The sequence below is a fragment of the Cellulomonas gelida genome (assembly GCF_006538725.1).
GTDB lineage: Bacteria > Actinomycetota > Actinomycetes > Actinomycetales > Cellulomonadaceae > Cellulomonas > Cellulomonas gelida.
Map to the genome: position 1 here is coordinate 32,351 of NZ_BJLQ01000027.1, position 17,358 is coordinate 49,708.

Annotated in this window: 14 protein-coding genes and 1 tRNA gene; 9 read left to right on the top strand and 6 right to left on the bottom strand. The window is 73.8% G+C overall.

Annotation, left to right across the window (positions count from 1 at the left end):
- Nucleotides 1-26: 26 nt before the first annotated feature.
- The 7 genes from CGE01nite_RS12045 (at nt 27) to CGE01nite_RS12075 (ending at nt 9,525) form a co-directional block, all read left to right on the top strand.
- Complete coding sequence (locus CGE01nite_RS12045; protein WP_141371204.1) at nt 27-2,054, top strand: Ig-like domain repeat protein; 2,028 nt, start codon at nt 27-29, stop codon at nt 2,052-2,054.
- An 18-nt stretch (nt 2,055-2,072) separates the two neighbouring features.
- Nucleotides 2,073-2,969, top strand: coding sequence for a sortase (locus CGE01nite_RS12050; RefSeq protein WP_141371205.1), 897 nt, complete (start codon nt 2,073-2,075; stop codon nt 2,967-2,969).
- Between the two features lie 180 nt (nt 2,970-3,149).
- Nucleotides 3,150-3,914: a phosphate ABC transporter ATP-binding protein gene (locus CGE01nite_RS12055; RefSeq protein ID WP_082156422.1), complete on the top strand. Its 765-nt coding sequence runs from the start codon at nt 3,150-3,152 to the stop codon at nt 3,912-3,914.
- 163 nt (nt 3,915-4,077) lie between these two features.
- Nucleotides 4,078-6,306: a glycoside hydrolase domain-containing protein gene (locus CGE01nite_RS12060; protein WP_141371206.1), complete on the top strand. Its 2,229-nt coding sequence runs from the start codon at nt 4,078-4,080 to the stop codon at nt 6,304-6,306.
- 77 nt (nt 6,307-6,383) lie between these two features.
- Nucleotides 6,384-7,691 (top strand): glycosyltransferase, encoded by a 1,308-nt coding sequence (locus CGE01nite_RS12065; RefSeq protein ID WP_141371207.1) that lies wholly within the window; start codon nt 6,384-6,386, stop codon nt 7,689-7,691.
- A 263-nt stretch (nt 7,692-7,954) separates the two neighbouring features.
- A complete protein-coding gene (locus CGE01nite_RS12070; protein ID WP_218022624.1) occupies nt 7,955-8,596 on the top strand; it encodes a hypothetical protein in 642 nt (213 codons plus the stop codon).
- Between the two features lie 86 nt (nt 8,597-8,682).
- Nucleotides 8,683-9,525 (top strand): hypothetical protein, encoded by an 843-nt coding sequence (locus CGE01nite_RS12075; RefSeq protein ID WP_141371208.1) that lies wholly within the window; start codon nt 8,683-8,685, stop codon nt 9,523-9,525.
- A 12-nt stretch (nt 9,526-9,537) separates the two neighbouring features.
- On the opposite strand, the gene CGE01nite_RS12080 is transcribed toward CGE01nite_RS12075, so the two are convergent.
- The 4 genes from CGE01nite_RS12080 to CGE01nite_RS12095 all read right to left on the bottom strand — a co-directional run bounded on the left by CGE01nite_RS12080 (nt 9,538) and on the right by CGE01nite_RS12095 (nt 14,385).
- Complete coding sequence (locus CGE01nite_RS12080) at nt 9,538-11,166, bottom strand: hypothetical protein (RefSeq protein WP_141371209.1); 1,629 nt, start codon at nt 11,164-11,166, stop codon at nt 9,538-9,540.
- Nucleotides 11,167-11,268: 102 nt separating this feature from the next.
- Nucleotides 11,269-12,168, bottom strand: coding sequence for a GNAT family N-acetyltransferase (locus tag CGE01nite_RS12085; protein ID WP_141371210.1), 900 nt, complete (start codon nt 12,166-12,168; stop codon nt 11,269-11,271).
- A 95-nt stretch (nt 12,169-12,263) separates the two neighbouring features.
- The gene (locus CGE01nite_RS12090; protein WP_141371211.1) at nt 12,264-13,907 is read right to left on the bottom strand and encodes a methyl-accepting chemotaxis protein; all 1,644 of its coding nucleotides are present in this window, start codon (nt 13,905-13,907) and stop codon (nt 12,264-12,266) included.
- Between the two features lie 395 nt (nt 13,908-14,302).
- Nucleotides 14,303-14,385, bottom strand: a tRNA-Leu gene (locus tag CGE01nite_RS12095).
- Nucleotides 14,386-14,499: 114 nt separating this feature from the next.
- Between CGE01nite_RS12095 and CGE01nite_RS12100 the strand changes: the two genes are divergently transcribed.
- Nucleotides 14,500-15,282 (top strand): SDR family oxidoreductase, encoded by a 783-nt coding sequence (locus CGE01nite_RS12100; protein ID WP_141371212.1) that lies wholly within the window; start codon nt 14,500-14,502, stop codon nt 15,280-15,282.
- Nucleotides 15,283-15,292: 10 nt separating this feature from the next.
- Here CGE01nite_RS12100 and CGE01nite_RS17360 read toward each other — a convergent pair whose 3' ends face one another.
- Together CGE01nite_RS17360 and map are read right to left on the bottom strand one after the other, a co-directional pair.
- Entirely contained in the window at nt 15,293-15,841 is a 549-nt protein-coding gene (locus tag CGE01nite_RS17360) for a superinfection immunity protein (protein WP_229747321.1), read from the bottom strand.
- Between the two features lie 14 nt (nt 15,842-15,855).
- Nucleotides 15,856-16,617 carry a type I methionyl aminopeptidase gene (map, locus tag CGE01nite_RS12110; RefSeq protein ID WP_141371217.1) on the bottom strand — a complete coding sequence of 254 codons (762 nt, stop codon included), beginning with the start codon at nt 16,615-16,617 and terminating at the stop codon, nt 15,856-15,858.
- Between the two features lie 125 nt (nt 16,618-16,742).
- Here map and CGE01nite_RS12115 point away from each other — a divergent pair, with 125 nt between their 5' ends.
- Nucleotides 16,743-17,099: a YciI family protein gene (locus tag CGE01nite_RS12115; protein ID WP_048343512.1), complete on the top strand. Its 357-nt coding sequence runs from the start codon at nt 16,743-16,745 to the stop codon at nt 17,097-17,099.
- The last annotated feature ends 259 nt before the right edge of the window (nt 17,100-17,358 follow it).

Genomic DNA, 17,358 nt, shown 5'->3' on the forward strand with positions numbered 1-17,358 from the left:
CCTTCGTCGCCTCAGAGAGGAACACCATGAAGGTCTCCACCTTCGGGCGGATCGGCCTGACCGCGGGCCTCGTCGCGCTCGCCGTCAGCACGGTGGGCGCGCCCGCGCTCGCGGACCCGCCGGCCGGCACGTTCGGCACCCTGGCGGGCCTGGGCTCGGACACCACGCAGGACGTCGTCGGCGGACTCGCCACGGCCGTCGGCAGCGGCGTCCTGGCCTCGTACGACGCGACCGGCTCGAGCACCGTCGTGACGCGCTCCGGCGGCGTCGCGATCCCGCGGGCGAACAACTCCGGCGGCGGACGCGACCTCCTGCGGGTCGCGATCGGCCAGACCGAGACGGCCGCGATCCCGGTCTTCAGCTCGAGCCCCGTGACGGTCACGACCGCGCAGGTCGCGGGCCAGGTGCAGTTCGCGCGCTCGTCGAGCGGCCCCTCCAGCAGCGACGTCACCGCGGACGGCGTCCTGACGTACGTGCCGTTCGCGATCGACGCGGTCTCCTACGCCACGGCGCCGGGCTCGGTCGTGCCGGCCAACCTGACGAAGGCGCAGATCGTCTCGATCTACAAGGGCGAGTACACGAAGGTCGTCGTCAACGGCGGCACCACCACCCTGCAGGGCCCGGCGTACACGCCCGTGGCCGGTGACACCGTCACCGCGATCACCACGTTCCTGCCCGCCGCGGGCTCGGGCACGCGCTCCTACTGGCTGGGCCAGATGGGCATCACCGAGCAGCAGATCTCCGACGGGACGTACCCGAACCTCAAGGCCGTGGACTTCGACGGCGAGTCGGTGCAGGAGCACAAGGGTGCCGCGCTCGTCTCCGGCACCGCGGCGCAGAACGCCGGCGCCATCGCGCCGTTCTCGATCGCGCAGTGGGTCGCGCAGGGCAACGCCAAGGTCACCGACCACCGCGCGGGCGCGCTCATCAACGGCGTGAACGGCGTCGCCGCGACCACGGGCGACGCGGGCGCGCACACCCTCGCGCTCAACTCGTCGTTCAACGCGTTCACCCGTCCCGTCTACAACGTCGTGCCCTCGGCGCTGGCCGACGACCCGACCTCGCAGGTGGCGCGCACGTTCGTCGGCTCGAGCTCGCGCGTGTGCCAGCAGACGTCGACGATCACGTCGTACGGGTTCGGTCTGCTGTCCGGCAGCGTGACGTGCGGCGACACGACGACGCGCGCGTACCGGGCGTCGACGAGCCAGGTCGCCGTGACGCTCGCGAAGTCGTCGGCCGTCGTCGGCTCGTCGGTCGGCGCGACCGTCTCCGTGACGTCCGTGGGCAACGGCGGCGGCGTCGTGCGCCTCTACTCGGCCACCGACGCGCTGCTCGGCTCGGTCACCGTGCCCGCGGGCGCGTCGACCGCCACGGGCGCCTTCACGCCGACGACCGCCGGCTCGCTCGCGGTGCGCGGCGTGTTCGTCCCGAGCCTGCTCGGGGTCGCCGCCTCGGAGTCCGCCGCGCAGCCGCTCACCGTCGTCGCCGCTGCGGTCGCCTCGACCACCCGCGTGACCGTGAGCTCGCCGCGCACGGTCGGAAAGTCGTTCACGGCGACCGCCACGGTCACGGCGACCAAGCCCGTGCCCGGCACCGTGACGTTCTACGACGGCAGCAAGGTCCTCAAGAAGGTCTCGATCGCGTCGGGCAAGAAGACGGCGACGCTCTCGATCAAGGCGACCAAGACCACGTACGCGCTCAAGGCCGTGTTCGCGCCGTCGAGCGCCGCGACCGTCAAGGGCTCGACGAGCGCCGTGGTCAAGGTGACCGTCGCCAAGGCGGCCGCGAAGCTCGCCGTGACGGCGCCGTCGAAGATCAGCGCGGGTCGGTCCGCGAAGGTCGCCGTCACGGTGACCGCGACCGGTGTCACGCCGTCCGGCAAGGTCACGGTCAAGGAGGGCAGCAAGGTGCTCGGCACCGCGACGCTCCAGGGCGGCAAGGCGACGATCACGGTCAAGGGCCTCAAGAAGGGCTCGCACACCCTCGTCGTGAGCTACGCCGGCTCGACGACGGTCTCGACCGCGAAGGTCAGCAAGACCGTCAAGGTCGTCTGACGGACTGACGCGCCCACGATGACCACCACCGCCCACCGCCTCGACGTCGCCCTCGCGCCCGTCCCGCCGAGCGAACGCTCCCGCCTGCTCGGCACGACGCTCGCGATCGTCGCCGCCCTGGCGGTGGGCGTGGTGGTCAACGCCGTCCTGCTCTCGCCGCTGCACCACGCGCGCGACCAGCGGCTCGCGTACGCGAGCTTCCGCTACGACCTCGCGAACGGGACCGCGCCCGTCGGTCAGGTCACCCCGTCCGACGAGCTGCTGGCGCTCGGCACGCCCGTGGCGATCGTGCAGATCCCGCGCCTCGGGGTCGACGAGGTCGTGCTCGAGGGCACGACGTCCTCGGTGCTCAAGTCCGGCCCCGGGCACCGGCGCGACACGGTGCTGCCGGGCCAGGCCGGCCCGAGCGTCGTGATGGGCCGGGCCGCCGCGTACGGCGGGGTGTTCGGCTCGATCGCGGCGCTCCGCGCGGGCGACACCGTGCTCACCACCACCGGGCAGGGCACCAGCACGTACGTCGTCTCGGGCGTCCGCCGTCCCGGCGACCCGCTGCCCGACCCGCTCGCGTCCGGCGACGGGCGCCTCACGCTGGTCAGCGCGAGCGGGTCGCGCTGGGCGCCGGACTCGCTCGTGCGCGTCGACGCCGAGCTCGTCACGCCCTCGCTGCCGACGCCCGTGGGCGTGCTGGCCCGGACCGTGCTGGGGGACGACGAGGCCGCGTTCGCCGGTGAGCGCTCGGCGTGGCCCACGTTCCTGCTGGCGCTCGTCGCGCTGGCCGGTGCCGCGGTGCTCGTCGTCGTGATGCGGCGCTGGTGGGGACGCTGGCAGGCGTGGGTCGTGGGGCTGCCGCTCGTCGGCGTGTGCGCCGCGATGGCCGCCGGGGAGCTGTTCTCGCTCCTGCCCAACCTCGTCTGACGCTCATGCCGCGGTGGTCCCCGGTTCGACCGGCGGTGTTCGTCGGGCGTTCACGTCGTCGTCGTCCGGGTGCGGCACGGTGACCCGGTGAGCCTCGACCTCGCGGAAGCGACCCGTGACCCCCTGACCGAGACGCTCGTCCTGGCCGGCGGCCTGGCGCTCCCCGCCGAGCGGCACGCGATGCAGGCGAAGGCGGTCTCGGCGTGGTTCGGCACGCACAAGGTGCTCGAGCGCGTGTCGCTCGACGTGCCGGCGGGCAAGGTCACCGCGCTCATCGGCCCGTCGGGCTGCGGCAAGTCCACGTTCCTGCGGATCCTCAACCGCATGCACGAGCTCGTGCCCTCGGCCGCGCTCGCGGGCGAGGTGCTGCTCGACGGCGAGGACATCTACGACCCGGGCAAGCGCGTGACCCACGCGCGTCGGAACATCGGGATGGTGTTCCAGAAGCCCAACCCGTTCCCGGCGATGTCGATCCAGGACAACGTGGTGGCCGGGCTCGCGCTCACCGGGGTGCGCGTCTCGTCGCGCGCCCGGGCGGACCTCGTCGAGGAGTGCCTGACGCGCGCCGGGCTGTGGAACGAGGTCAAGGACCGGCTGCGCGCGCCGGGCGGGGGACTGTCCGGCGGTCAGCAGCAGCGCCTGTGCATCGCGCGCTCGCTCGCGGTCCGGCCGCGTGTGCTGCTCATGGACGAGCCGTGCTCCGCGCTCGACCCGACGTCCACGCGCCGCGTCGAGGAGACGATCGCCGCGCTGAAGGGCGACATGACGGTCGTGATCGTCACGCACAACATGCAGCAGGCGGCGCGCGTCTCCGACCGGTGCGCGTTCTTCCTGGCCGAGGCGGGCACGCCCGGCGGGATCGTCGAGCACGGCCCGACCGCGGCCATGTTCGGCGACCCGCAGGACCAGCGCACCGCCGACTACGTCAACGGCCGCTTCGGCTGACCCGCGTCGACGCCCAGGTCCGACGCAGGGACCGGGTCGAGCGTCATCTGCGCGCAACACGGGCGTCACACGGCGCTCGTACCGTCGCAGCAACGGGGCAAGGACAGCGCGGTCGCACCGCGCACCGCCCACCCCGAACGGCGGACGTGAGGGAGGAGCGCGGGTGTTCGAGCACGTGGACCCGTTCATCGGCACGGACGCGACCGACCTGCCCGCGCCCACGGGCCTCGCCGCGACGTGGTGGTGGCCCAAGCCGCAGGTCGGCAACACGCACCCGGGGGCGACGTTCCCGTTGGGCATGGTCTCCGCGTGCGCCTACTCGGGTGCCTACCCCACCGGCTACGGACGCTACGACCTGTCGACCGAGGGTCTGCCGCCGGTCCTGCACGACCGGCTCGTCGCGAGCGGGTTCACGCACTTCCAGCAGTCCGGCACGGGCGCGATCCGTAAGTACTACAACTACTTCCGCGTGACGCCGATGCTGCGCCCGCTCGACGACCTCGGCAGCACGTGGGAGATCGTCGACGAGCAGGCGGAGCCCGGGTACTACGCCGCGACGCTCGCCTCGGGGGTGCGCGCGGAGATCACGGTCGGGCCCAAGTCGGCCGTGCACCGGTACACGTTCCCCGCGCACCACGACGCGCGCGTGGTCATCGACTTCTCGCTCGGCGGGCTGGACATCCCGTTCGGACGGACCGTGCCGCTGCGGGCGCACCTGGGCACGGTCGGGGCGGGCTGCGCGGAGGGTGAGGTCGTGGTCGAGGGCGCGCCGCTCGCGGTGCGTGTCGAGTGCGACGCCCCGGGCTGGCGGCAGCTGCTCTGGTACGACCGCCGCCTCATGCCGGGCGGCACGCGCCTGGACTTCGACCGCATCCGCCCGACGACGCTGCGGCCGTTCGGCCTCATGTGGGCCGGACCGACGCACGCCGGCCAGGTCGTCGAGCTGCGGTTCGGGTTCTCGCTGCGGGGGGTCGAGCAGGCGCGCGAGTCGCTCGAGCGTGAGTGCGGGCCGGGCCCGCGCTCGTTCGACGAGCGCCGCGCCGCCACGCGCGACGTGTGGCGCGAGCACCTGGGCAAGGTCGCGGTGGACACGCCCTCGTCGGACAAGCAGCAGGTGCTCGCCACGGCGCTGTACCACTCGCTCATCAAGCCGTGCCTCGCGGTCGACGAGTCCCCGTTCTGGCCCACGCCCGGCCCGTTCGCGTTCGACCTGTCGACCATGTGGGACATCTACCGCACGCACCTGCCGCTCATGACGGCGCTCGTGCCGGACAAGGCGGTCGAGCTCGCGAACGCGTTGCTGCAGATCGCCGAGGAGGAGGGCAACCTCCCGATCGGGTACCGCATGGCGCGCGGCGCGGACCGGTTCTCGCGGCAGGGCTCGGCGCTCGCGCACACGTTCCTCGCGGACGTGTGCGCGCTCGAGCTGCCGGGCGTCGACTGGGACTGGGCGCTCGTGCACATGCACGACGACCTGCGCCGTACGTACGGCGAGGAGTACCTGACCAAGGGCATCACCCACCCGGTGAGCCACACGCTCGACATCGCGTTCGGCTACTGGTGCACCGCGGTGGTCGCGGCGCGGGTGGGGGACCGCACGCTCGTCGACCAGCTCAGCGCGCTCGCGGGCGGGTGGCCGCGCGCGTTCGACCCGCGCGACGGGCTGCTCGTCGACTCCACCTGGTACGAGGGCGGCAAGTGGAACTACTCGTTCCGGCTGCTGCACGACATGGCCTCGCGCATCACGCTCGCGGGCGGCGACGACGCGTTCGTCCGGATGCTCGACCGGTTCTTCGGGTTCGGCGCGGACCCCGTCAAGCAGCCCGGGCACGCGCCCGGGATCGACGAGATGACCGCGGGCTACGCCCTGCACCGGTTCGAGGGGCTCAACAACGAGCCGGACATGGAGGCGCCCTGGTCGTACATGTACGCCGGGCGCCCCGACCGCACCGCGCAGGTGGTGCACGACGTGGTGCAGCAGCAGTTCGGCACGGGTCGCGGCGGGCTGCCCGGCAACGACGACTCCGGCGGGCTCTCGTCCTGGTACGTGTGGGCGTCGCTCGGGCTGTTCCCGGTCGCCGGGCAGAACCTGTTCCTGCTCAACGCGCCCGCGTGGCGCGAGGCCCGGCTCGACGTGGGCGGCGCGCCGCTGTCGATCGAGACCACCGGGTTCGTCGAGCCCGAGCCCGGCGGCCCGGCTCAGCACGTGCAGTCGGTGCACCTCGACGGTGAGCCGCTCGACCGGCCGTACCTGACGGGTGCCGAGCTGCACCGCGGCGGGCGCGTGCTCGTCGGGCTGGGGCCGGAGCCGTCGGGGTGGGGCAGACGACATCGCCCACCCAGCACACCCGCCCCGGCCGGCAGCAGCCTTCCCAGGCCAGCGACCCGCTGACCGGCGCGGCCCGGCGCCGTCCGTCGGGCACCCACGCGTGATCCCCACCCCCCCCCTGATCCGAGAGGACGACGCCCGTGACCCGTCACGTCGCCCGCCCGAACCGCCGCCTCGTCGTCGTCGTGCGCGCCGATCCCGTCATCTGCGGCCACTCCGGCGAGGCCCGCAACCTCGCCGAGGCCGCGCTCGACCGCGGGTTCGACGAGGTGCGGATCGTCACCTGGCCCATCGACCGGCTGCAGGCCGCCGGCCTGCCGCTCAAGCCGCTCGACGGCGTCCTGCCGTACAGCCCGGGGATCGTGGTCGAGCGCCCCGAGCCCGTCGGCGACTACAAGGTGCCCGACGGCCGCTGGCTCGCGGGCCTGACCGGGCGCCTCGTCGAGCTGTTCACCGACGGCGTCCCGACCGTCGCGATGTCGCTCTACCTGTCCCCGCACGCGACCGCGATCGCCGACGCGGTGCACGTCGCTCGTCGGACCGGGCTCCCGGTCGACGTCGTGACGGTGGCCGAGGCCGTCGGCTCCGACGTCACCAACGTGGTGCGCGCGTGCGTCGAGGAGGGCCGGTTCGGCGCCGCCGCGCACGTGCTCGCGTCCTACCTCGAGCACGACGTGTGCCTCGCGGTCTCGCAGTACACGCGCGACCTCGTCGTCGCCGAGGCGGCCGCGCTCGACGCCGAGCACGGGACCCGGTTCGCCGCGCAGCTCGCCGAGCGCGTCGCGATCTCCTACCCGGCCGTGGACGTCGCGGCGTACCTGTCCCGCGACGAGGACGAGACCGCGCGCGTGCTGCACGCGCGGGGCCTGACCCACGGCGGGTACGTGCTCTACCTGTCCCGGCTCGCGCACGCCAAGGGCGTCGACGACCTCATCGCGGGCTACGCGCGCTCCGGCGCCCCCGCCGCGGGTCAGCGCCTGGTGATCGCCGGCAACGGCCCGCAGGCCGACGATCTGCACGCGCTCGCGGCCGCGTCGGGCCACGGCGAGCTCGTCACCTTCCTGCACGACGTCACCGACGACGAGAAGGTGCATCTCATGGCGGGCTGCACCACGTTCGTCCTGCCGTCCAAGCCGCGCCCGGAGTTCGTCGAGACGTTCGGGATCGCGCTGGTCGAGAACATGCTGTCCGGCGGCGGGCCGGTGGTGACCACCGTGACCGGGGGGATCGGCGAGGCGGTCGGTGACACCGCGCTGATCGTGCCCGTGTCCGACCCGGACGCGATCGCCGCGGCGATCGACCGGGTCGTGGCGATGGGCGCCGACGAGCGTCGCGCCTGGTCGGCGCGGGCGCGCGAGCACGCGCTGCAGTTCGAGCGCGGCGTGGTCCTCGACAAGATCCTCGCCCGCGTCGCCGCCACCGCCCGCACCCCGGCCCTCACCCACTGACCCACCGCCCCCACTCGTCGCCCCCACTCGTCGCCCCCACTCGCGCCTTCGTCGCTCCCGCCCGCCGCTTCGTCGCTCCCGCGCCGGTTCGTTGCTCCGAGCCGACGAACCGGCGCCGGAGCGACGAACCGGCTCACGAGACGGTGCGCGCGCGAGCGGGTGCCGACGCGCGGCGACCGGTTCGTGGGCCGTTCGGCCGTCGCGGGGGCGGGTGCGCGGCGGGAACCTGGGTGCCTGCGGGCTGCGCTCAGGGCGGAGGGGTCGTGGCGGTCGAGGTCGTGTGGGTGCCGGTGGGGGCGGGCGAGCGGGTGTCCGTCGTCGCCGTGAGCGGGTGGCTGTTCGAGCGTGCGGTCGCGGCGCTGGCGCGTCGTCGCCCGCGTCGCCTCGTGCACGCGGCGCTCGTCGTCCACCTGCCACCACCGCCCGGCCCCGACGTGAGCGCGCGCGCCACGTGGACCGTCGAGATGGTGCCGGCGTGGGCGGGTCCACCGGGCACGGCCGTGGCGCTGTCGGGGCCGGTCGGGCTCAAGGTGCTGGGCCGCTCGCGCTGGTTCCGGTACGAGGTGCGCGTGCGCCCGGGCGTCGCGATCCCCGACGTCGCGTACGCGGTCGCGCGCACCGAGCTCGACGAGGGCGACGAGCGCGCGGGCCTGCTGCTCGCGTGCACGTCCGACGTGCCGGAGCTGACGTGGGGCCGGCCCGTCGGGACCGCGGGCATGTGGAACTCGAACTCGGTCGTCGCGTGGCTGCTGCGCGCGTCGGGTCACGACCTGAAGGACGTGCGGCCGCCGGACGGGTGGCGTGCGCCCGGGTGGGAGGCCGGTCTGGCGGTCGGTGCCGGCCGCGCGTCACGGCAGCCCGGGAGGGTGCTCGGGGTCTGGGGGCCCCACAGTCGCGTGCCCTGACGTCCTGGTGGGCGAGTCGACAGCCCGCGGGACGAACCGCCACAATCACGACGTCCTGCCTGTGAGCCGACGAAGGGGACGCGCACATGTCCGGGTCCACCCCGCGGGAGATCCCCGTCCCGCGCGTCCCGACGAGCGTGCGGCTGCTGTGCGGCATCGGCGGGACGGGGCTCGTCGTGCTGGGATGCGTCGCGGTGTTCGTCTCCGAGAACAGCGCCGGCACGGCAGCGGTGATCGCCGCCGGGATCGCGCTCCTGCTCGTCGCGGTGCTCGCCGACCGCATCACGGCGGTCGAGGCCGGTGGCGTGAAGGTCGAGCTGGGCGAGGTGGCCGCGCGCAAGCTCGACGAGGCCGACGAGGCGGAGGACCAGGGCGACCACGAGCGCGCGGCAGAGCTGCGCGACGAGGCGCGCGCGCTGATCACGGGCAACGCCGACGACATCGCGCGGTTCGCGCGGACGCGACGGTCGTCACCGGGCTGGCGGCGCTCGGCCGACCAGGAGCTGCAGGTGCGCGCGTGGGCCCAGGACGCGCAGGAGAAGAAGCCGACGAGGGAGGCCCTCGAGGCCCTCTACGCCGACGCTCGCGAGGAGTTCTCCGTCGGCGTCGAGGAGCGCCGGGTCATGGTGCTGGCGATGATGAGCGGCTACCCGCCCGCGGCCAGCCACGCGGTCGCGACCAGGGCGATCACCGAGCCCGTGAGCGCGTTCGAGCAGTACCACGGCCTCGTCGTCGCGCACGTGCTCGCGCTGCACGACCCGGGCTCGGCCGCGACCCACGCGCTGCGCGAGGTGGTGGCCGAGGCCCTGGCGTCCGGCGGTCTCGGCCACGCCGGCACGGATCGCGTCGCCCTGGCCCGCCGCGTGCTCGAGCTCGTGCCGACGCGCCCGCACGCGACCGCTGACCCCGCGCGCACACCGCGCGGCTGATCCCGCACCGCGTCAGTCCTTCGGGAGCGCCGTGCCCTGCGGGTCGCGCGACCACCTCAGCACCTTGGTCGCGTCGGTCTCCAGCTCGTCCCACGTCACCCGGTGCTTGAACATGCTGCGGAACTCGAACGGCAGCAACGGCGCGGCGGGGTCCGACGCGTCCACGCCCACCTCGTTCATCCCCCCGAACAGCACCTGCTGGCTGACCTGCTCGTCACTGCCCAGACCGGCGCGCACGTACTCGCCCAGGGACGCGCTGCCGACGGCCGGGTCGTCGCTCGTCAGGCTGTAGCCCTCGGTGAGGTCCACGCCGAGCTTCTCGCCCAGGTGATCGGAGAACGTGTCGAGGATCTCCTCGACGTTGGCGGAGAGATACCCCTGGGCGGCCGGGTCCAGCATCGAGAACGCCAGTGCGAGCGAGGCCCGGGGGAGCGCGACGACCTTGTTCTTCGGCTGCCCCTTGCCGAACGGCTCGCTGGCGGCCGCACGATCACGAAGACGCTCCCGCGGCTCTCGGCGGTCGTCGAGCTTCGTCTTCTTCTTCTTGAGCTTCTCGAGCCGGTCCGTCTCGTCAGGGGTCAGACCGGACGTCGCCTCCTTGCGCTCGAGCGCGCGGATCTTGGTTCGCAGGCTCTTCACGGGCTTGTCCGTCTTGGCGAGCACCCTCTCGGCGTCCTCGCGCTGCAGGCCGACCGTCCGGTCGATGAACACCCGCATCTGCATGTAGGTCAGCGCGAGCTGGCCGAGGACCTCCTGCTGGACGTCGGCGGTGAACGCGACCGCGGGAGGCGTCGTCACCAGGACGCGCGCCGCGACCTCGCGGGCGTCCGTCGACAGCTGGACCCCCCGGGTCGAGGCAGTGTCCTTGCGGCTGACGTTCGTGACCTTCGTCAGCATCGTGTGCCAGTCGCGGGGCCGGAAGCCGACCGTGTAGTGGACGTACACCTTGCCGTCGTCGCCGGCGGGGTCCGGGCTCGGCGCGACGCGGAACGTCGAGGTGTCGCCGTGGACGCTGGCCTTGGCCTGGTACTCGTCCCCCGGGCCCGCCGCCACGCCGTGGGCGGTGACGTGCGGGACGACCGTCCCGAGCGCGCCATGACCCGCGTAGAGACGGTCGCGCAGCGTCTTCATCGCGGTCAGGCGGACCTGGAGCTGGGCGATCGCGTCGGCCTCCGAGCCGGCGAGCTGGTCGAAGTGCTTCATGACGAACTCGAGGTTCGAGTACTGGATCCTCTTGTCCCGAGCGTTGACGAACGACGTCTTGTCGGACACCAGGGAGAAGTGCGGGTGGCTGAGCACCTTCGTGTCGCCCTCGGCGACCTTGGCTCCCGTGGGCGTCTGGATCTGCCTCTTCGTCTCCGCCTCGAGCCCCATGCTGCGCCGGATCGTCAGGGGACGGGGTGCGGTCGGCGGCGCGTCCGGCTCGTCACCCCCGTACCGGCGGAGCGCGCCCAGCGGGCGGATGGTGGGCTCGGCGTCGGGCCGCCGGGTGCCGGTCGCGCCATCGGGTACGTGGCCTGCGACGGCGAACGGCACGGGACTGGGAGCGAGGTGCGACGCGGCGGGTGCGCCGGGCGCGGCGGGACCACCCTGCTTGCGCTCAGGCGCCGCGTGCGGTGCCGCGTGCTGCTGCTCGGACATCTGCGCCCCCGGCCGAAGTCGTCCTCGCCAGGTTCTCGCCGCGGGGCCGGGCCGTCAACCGCCGCGGGTCGCACGGGTTCCTGACGAGGCGCGCGGGCCGCGCTACGCGCGCCCGGCGGTGCCGGTCCTGCGTCGCCGGAGCGGGCCGGTGACGTCGGGGCGCCAGCCGAACCGACGCGTCGGCCGCGCGGTCGCGGCCGGCACGCGGTAGTACGGCAGGTGGAGCGTGGGGCGGAAGCCCAGGGTCGTCGCGAGCCGGTACGAGCCGACGTTGTCCTCGCGGCACGACCACACGGGCGTCAGGTGCGAGACGAGCAGGTTGTCGATCATGGCCGCCGCGGCGGTCGTCGCGAGGCCGCGGCGCCGCCAGTCGGGCGCGGTCTCGATCCCGAGCTCGACCTGACGGCCCGCCCGGTACGACGCGAACGCCATCGCCGCGACCTGCGGCCCGTCGGCGAGCACCCACCCGCCGCCGTTGGCCAGGAACGTGTCGGCGTCGGGCCAGAACTCGCTCGGCACCACCGACCCGGGCCAGTCGAAGTCGGCGCGCACCGTGCGGCGCACCTGCCACGGCTCGACGGGCAGGTGCTCGTCGCGCCGCGCCCAGAACGCGCCGGCGTCGAACGCGAAGTTCACGCGCGTGTGCCGCACGACGCGCTCACCGCCCGCGAGCTGGTCGTGGTCCTCGAACGGGACGGCGTCGAGCGTGTCGTCCCAGTCGATCGCGTCCCAGCGCGGGTCGACCTGCAACCACTCGCCCTGCCCCTCGTCGGCGCGCTCGCGCAGGTACGCGACGACCAGGTCGAGGGCCTCGTCGACCGCGTCGCCCCAGACGAGCGACATGCCGTACGGGTGCACGGCGTGGAACGCGCGCGGGTCCTCGGCGCGGTCCGCCCACAGCTCACCGGCGACCGTCTCCTCGACCACCGCGCGGGCGAACGCGGTGTTCATGGGGACCTCGGCGAGGGTGCGTGCCGCGATCGCGCGCAGATCGGTGCTCACGAGATCTCCAGGACGGGCCGGTCACCGTCGCGTGAGGCACCCGCCCGTTCGTCCCGCGTCGGACGACGAGGCCGGGCGCCACCGGCGGCGGCGGATCAGAAGGTGAACGTGGCCACCTGCTCACGCAGGCTGCGCGACAGGCTGGCGAGCTCGGCCACGTGGTCGGAGACAGATCCTACGGCGCGGGTGCTCGACAGCGCGGAGGCCGCGACGCCGGTGATGTTGGTCGCGATCTCGCCCGAGCCGGTCGCGGCCTCCGCGACGCCGCGCGACATCTCGTTCGTCGTGGCGGTCTGCTCTTCCACGGCCGAGGCGATCGTCAGCTGGTACTGGTTGATGTTCGCGATGATCGTGCCGATCTCGCCGATCGCCGTCACCGCACCGGTGGTGTCCTGCTGGATCGCCTCGACCCGACGCGCGATGTCCTCGGTGGCCTTCGCGGTCTCGTTCGCGAGCTCCTTGACTTCACCCGCGACCACGGCGAAGCCCTTGCCGGCCTCCCCGGCCCGCGCGGCCTCGATCGTCGCGTTGAGCGCGAGCAGGTTGGTCTGCTGCGCGATCGTCGTGATGAGCTTGACGACGTTGCCGATCTCGGCCGACGAGGTCCCCAGCCGGGTCACGGTGTCGTTCGCGTGGGCCGCCATGTCGGTGGCCGTGGTCGCGACCTTCGCGGCGTCGGCGGCGTTCTGTGCGATCTCCCGGATCGAGCTGCCCATCTGCTCGGCGCCCGCCGCGACCGCTTGCACGTTGCGCGAGACCTGCTCGGCCGCCTCGGCCACGACCCCCGCCTGCGCGGACGTCTCCTCGGACCCCGCGACGACCTGCGACGACGCGGCGGACAGCGACTCCGACGACGCCGCCACCGCGGCCGCCGCGTCCACCACGCGCGACAGCGTGGCGCCCACGGCCTCCTGCGCGGTGGTGAGCGACGCGGCCATCTGTCCGAGCTCGTCGGAGGTCGTCACGCGTGCGCGGACGGTCAGGTCGCCGCGGGCGAGCGCGGTGACCGCGACCTGCAGGGCCTGGACCGCGCGCCGCAACGAGCTCGCCAGCGCCAGCCCGAGCGCGAGCAGCGCCGCGACGCCGACCGCCAGGGTCACGAGCAGGAGCGTGATCTCCCGCGCGGCGTCCGCCTCGGCCTCGCGCGCCATGGCGTCGAGGTCGGCCGCGACCCCCTGCTCGACGGCGTGCAGGTTGTCGAGCATCTGCCCCCCGACCGCGGCCACCTCCTCGCGCGCCGCCTGGAACGCCTCGCGGTCACCCGCGCGCGCGACGGCGACGAGCTTCTGCTGCACCGCGCCGCGGTAGGCGTCGAGCGTGGACTGGAACGCGGAGAACTCGTCCGGGAGTGCGGCGCCGTTCGTCGAGTACTCGCCCTTGAACCGGGAGACGGCGCTGTCGAGGGCGACGCTCGCATCGGCGTAGGCGTCGACGCTCGCCTCGACGTCGTCGCCCACGTACGTCCCGATCACGGCGACCTCGTGGCGCACCGTCCACAGCGCGTCCTTGAGCTCCTGCAACGCGGCGGACACGGACGTCTGCGTGCGCGCCATCTCGGCGGTCGTCGCACGCAGCCGGCCCGTGCTGGCCGTCGCGAGCAGCCCGATCGTCAACGCCACGACGATCGCGACCGCGACGACACCCAGCACCTTGGTGCGCACGGCGATGCGGAACGAGAGCCGAGGCGCCGCGAACCGGGGCGCCGGGAGTCGGGGTAGGGAGAGTCGTGGCAGCGACATCGTGGGCTCCAGAGTCTGGTGCGGCAGCAGTGCCGCTGGTCGTCCCGATCGGCTGCGGGAGCGCCGCGCTGACCGATGTGAGCCCGCGACCTGCGCGTTTCATCCGGACGAGTGAGGTGCCCCGTCACCTGATGGGTGGTTCACCGCTCTCGCGGAGCGCCCGCCTCGTCGTCCGAGGGCGTACGGGGGCGACGACGGGACCGACGCGCCGCCGCCCGTCACGGTCAGCGCGCGACCGTCACGGTCCGGAGGTAGTCCGACGACCGACGACCGTGGGGGCCGCGCGGACGCCCGCCCCCGCGGCCGCCCGTCCGCCCCTTCCTGCGGGCGCACGCCGGGCAAGCAGAAGGGCCTCTGACCCGGGTCATACCCTGGTCAGAGGCCCTTGCTCTGTGTGCGCGAGGGGGGATTTGAACCCCCACGCCCTTTCGGACACTGGCACCTGAAGCCAGCGCGTCTGCCGTTCCGCCACTCGCGCGCGCTGGAGAAGGCTAGCACGATCGAGAGGCCCTCCTGTCCACCCGACGGGCCACCGACCCGCCCTCGGAACGGTCGCTGGTGCGCCGGACGCGTGGGCGGCGAGGATGGCGCCATGACCGACGACGCGCCCGTGCTGGTGACCGGTGGAACAGGGATGCTCGGGCGTGAGGTGGTCGCCGAGCTCGTCCGACGAGGGCGCGCGGTGCGGGTGCTGAGCCGTCGCCCGGGGCCGTCGGTTCCGGGGGTCGAGCGGGTCGTCGGTGACCTGACGACGGGGGAGGGTGTCGACGACGCGCTCGCGGGCGTCACGTGCGTGATCCACTGCGCGAGCGAGCCGGCCAAGCCCGCGCACGACGTGACCGCCGCCGCCCGGCTCCTGCTCGCGGCGCGCAGCACGGGCGGTGCCGCGCCGCACGTCGTGTACATCTCGATCGTCGGCGTCGACCGGATCCCGTACTCCTACTACCGCGCCAAGCACCAGGTCGAGGAGCTGCTCGAGGCCGGCGACGTGCCGTGGACGGTCCTGCGCACGACGCAGTTCCACCCGTTCGTCGCGCTGCTGCTGGACCGCCTCACGCTCGGGCCGGTGACGGTCCTGCCCAGCGGCACGAGTCTGCAGCCGGTCGACGTGGGCGAGGTCGCCGCGAGGCTCGTCGACCTCGTCGAGGCCGGGCCGTCGGGCCGGGTCGAGGACATGGGCGGGCCGCAGGTGCTCACCGTCGACGAGGTCGTCGAGACGCTCGAGCGAGCGACCGGGCGCCGGCGGCGCACCGTGTACGTGCGGCTACCGGGCAAGGCGTTCGCCGCGTTCCGCGCCGGGCACCAGCTCACGCCCGGCCACGCCACGGGTCGTCGGACGTTCGCGGAGGCTGTCGCGCCCTCGTCGGACGGCTGAACCCGTCCGGTCAGGCGACGTGACCCGTCCAGCGCGTCCCGTCCCAGAAGCCGTACCGGCCGTTCGCCAGCGGGTACCAGCCCGGCGGCACGGCCACGGGCGCGGGGTGGAGCACGCCGTGCGGCAGGCACGCCCACACGAGCGTCGCGACCCACCCGACGAGGGTCCAGCCGAGCAGCAGGTTGACCCAGAAGATGCCCCACCGCGCGGCCTTGCCGCGGGTCGCGGCGATCGCCCACGGAAGCAGGTAGAAGCTCGTGAAGACGGTGACGACCCACGCGACCACCACGACCGCGCTCGACGGCGGCACCTGGTCCGTGCGCGTGGCGAGCCAGGGCGGCGGCGGGCCGGTCGGCGCCGGCGGGTAGACCGTGACGTCGTACGGCTGCACGGGCGCGACGTCGTCGTGCACGCCCCACGCGGAGCCCGGTGTGCCCGGAGGCGACACCGGCGGCGTGCCGTAGACGGGCGTGGGCGGGCCGGACGCGACCACCGGGACCCCGTACGGGCTCGTCGGCGGCACGTCGTACGGGCCGCGGTCGCTCTCGGTGCCCCCCACGGCGGTCCCTTCCGTCAGTCGCGTGCGGTCAGGACGAGCGGGCCGTCCTTGGTCAGCGCGACGGTGTGCTCGAAGTGCGCGGCGAGCGACCCGTCCGTCGAGCGGATCGTCCAGCCGTCGTCGTCGACGACGTACCCGTTGCCGCCCGACATGAACCACGGCTCGATCGCGATGACGAGCCCCTCCTGCAGCTTCAGGCCGCTGCGGCGGCGGCCGTCGTTCGGGACGTGCGGGTCCTCGTGCATCGTGCGGCCCACGCCGTGCCCGCCGAAGTCGGTGTTGATGCCGTACCCGGCCTGGTGGCCGACGTCCCCGATCGCCGCGGAGATGTCGCCCATGCGCCCGCCGACCTTCGCCGCCGCGATGCCCGCGTACAGCGCGCGCTCGGTGGTCTCGATGAGGCGCTGGGCCTCGGGCGTCGTCGTCCCGACCTGGAACGTGATCGCGGAGTCCGCGACCCACCCCTGCACCTGCGCCGCGAAGTCGATCGACAGCACGTCGCCGTCGGCCAGCACGTACGGCGACGGCAGGCCGTGCAGCGCAGCGTCGTTCACCGACGTGCACAGCACGCCCGGGTACGGGATCGCACCGAATGAGGGGTGGTAGCCGAGGTACACCGAGTGCGCGCCCGCGTCGGCGATCATCCGGTGCGCGTGGTCGTCGAGCGCCTGCAGCGTCATCCCGACCTTCGCGACGTCGCGCAAAGACGAGAGCACGCCGGCGACGAACTTCCCCGCGGGGCGCATCGCCGTCAGCTCGGACCTGGTCTTCAGCATCACGCCCTCACCTTGCCACCTCGCGGCGGTCCGCCGTAGCCGCATCGCCCCTACTGTCGAACCGGCGTCCCGCGCCCCGTCACCTCGACGAGCGGGACGGTCCCGCACACCCTCGGGAGGACGACATGACCACGGCGACCCACCTGGTGCTGCTGCGCGGCGACGAGCGTGCGTGGGAGGCGCGCACCGACGACGAGATCGCGGCCAACGACGCCGCGCACGTCCGTTTCAACGCGCTCGCCGCCGAGCGCGGGCACACGATCATCCGCGGCGAGGAGCTGGGCCCGACCGCCGTGGGGAAGGTCGTGCGACGACGAGCCGGCACGACGACGACCGTGACCGACGGCCCGTTCGGCGAGACGACCGAGATCGTCGGAGGCCTCTACCTCGTCGCCACGACGGACGTCGACGACCTGGCCACCCTCGTCGCCGACACCCTCACCGAAGACGCCGAGATCCGCCCCCTCGTCCCCCACCCCTGACCCCTCCAACCCGCCTCGCCCGCGCCCGACCCGCCGACCCAGCACCTGGTCGGGCTTGCGGCGCTGATTCCGCGAGCAACCGCTGGGTCGGGGGTGGGGGGATCGTCGAGACAGCGGTTGCTCCGGCGAACGAGGGCTGGGGGGCGAGTAAGCGCTGGGTCGGCGGGGTGGGTGGGGAGTGTGGGCCGCACCCCGCCGACCCGCACCCGCCGACCCGCACCCCGCCGACCCACGCCCGTCGACCCGCACCCGCCGACCC

Bases quoted from the DNA above. Each gene is read 5' to 3' on its own strand.
- CGE01nite_RS12045 (WP_141371204.1), top strand. From the start codon at position 27: ATGAAGGTCTCCACCTTCGGGCGGATCGGCCTGACCGCGGGCCTCGTC.
- CGE01nite_RS12050 (WP_141371205.1), top strand. From the start codon at position 2,073: ATGACCACCACCGCCCACCGCCTCGACGTCGCCCTCGCGCCCGTCCCG.
- CGE01nite_RS12055 (WP_082156422.1), top strand. From the start codon at position 3,150: ATGCAGGCGAAGGCGGTCTCGGCGTGGTTCGGCACGCACAAGGTGCTC.
- CGE01nite_RS12075 (WP_141371208.1), top strand. From the start codon at position 8,683: ATGTCCGGGTCCACCCCGCGGGAGATCCCCGTCCCGCGCGTCCCGACG.
- CGE01nite_RS12080 (WP_141371209.1), bottom strand. From the start codon at position 11,166: ATGTCCGAGCAGCAGCACGCGGCACCGCACGCGGCGCCTGAGCGCAAG.
- CGE01nite_RS12090 (WP_141371211.1), bottom strand. From the start codon at position 13,907: ATGTCGCTGCCACGACTCTCCCTACCCCGACTCCCGGCGCCCCGGTTC.
- CGE01nite_RS12100 (WP_141371212.1), top strand. From the start codon at position 14,500: ATGACCGACGACGCGCCCGTGCTGGTGACCGGTGGAACAGGGATGCTC.
- map (WP_141371217.1), bottom strand. From the start codon at position 16,617: ATGCTGAAGACCAGGTCCGAGCTGACGGCGATGCGCCCCGCGGGGAAG.
- CGE01nite_RS12115 (WP_048343512.1), top strand. From the start codon at position 16,743: ATGACCACGGCGACCCACCTGGTGCTGCTGCGCGGCGACGAGCGTGCG.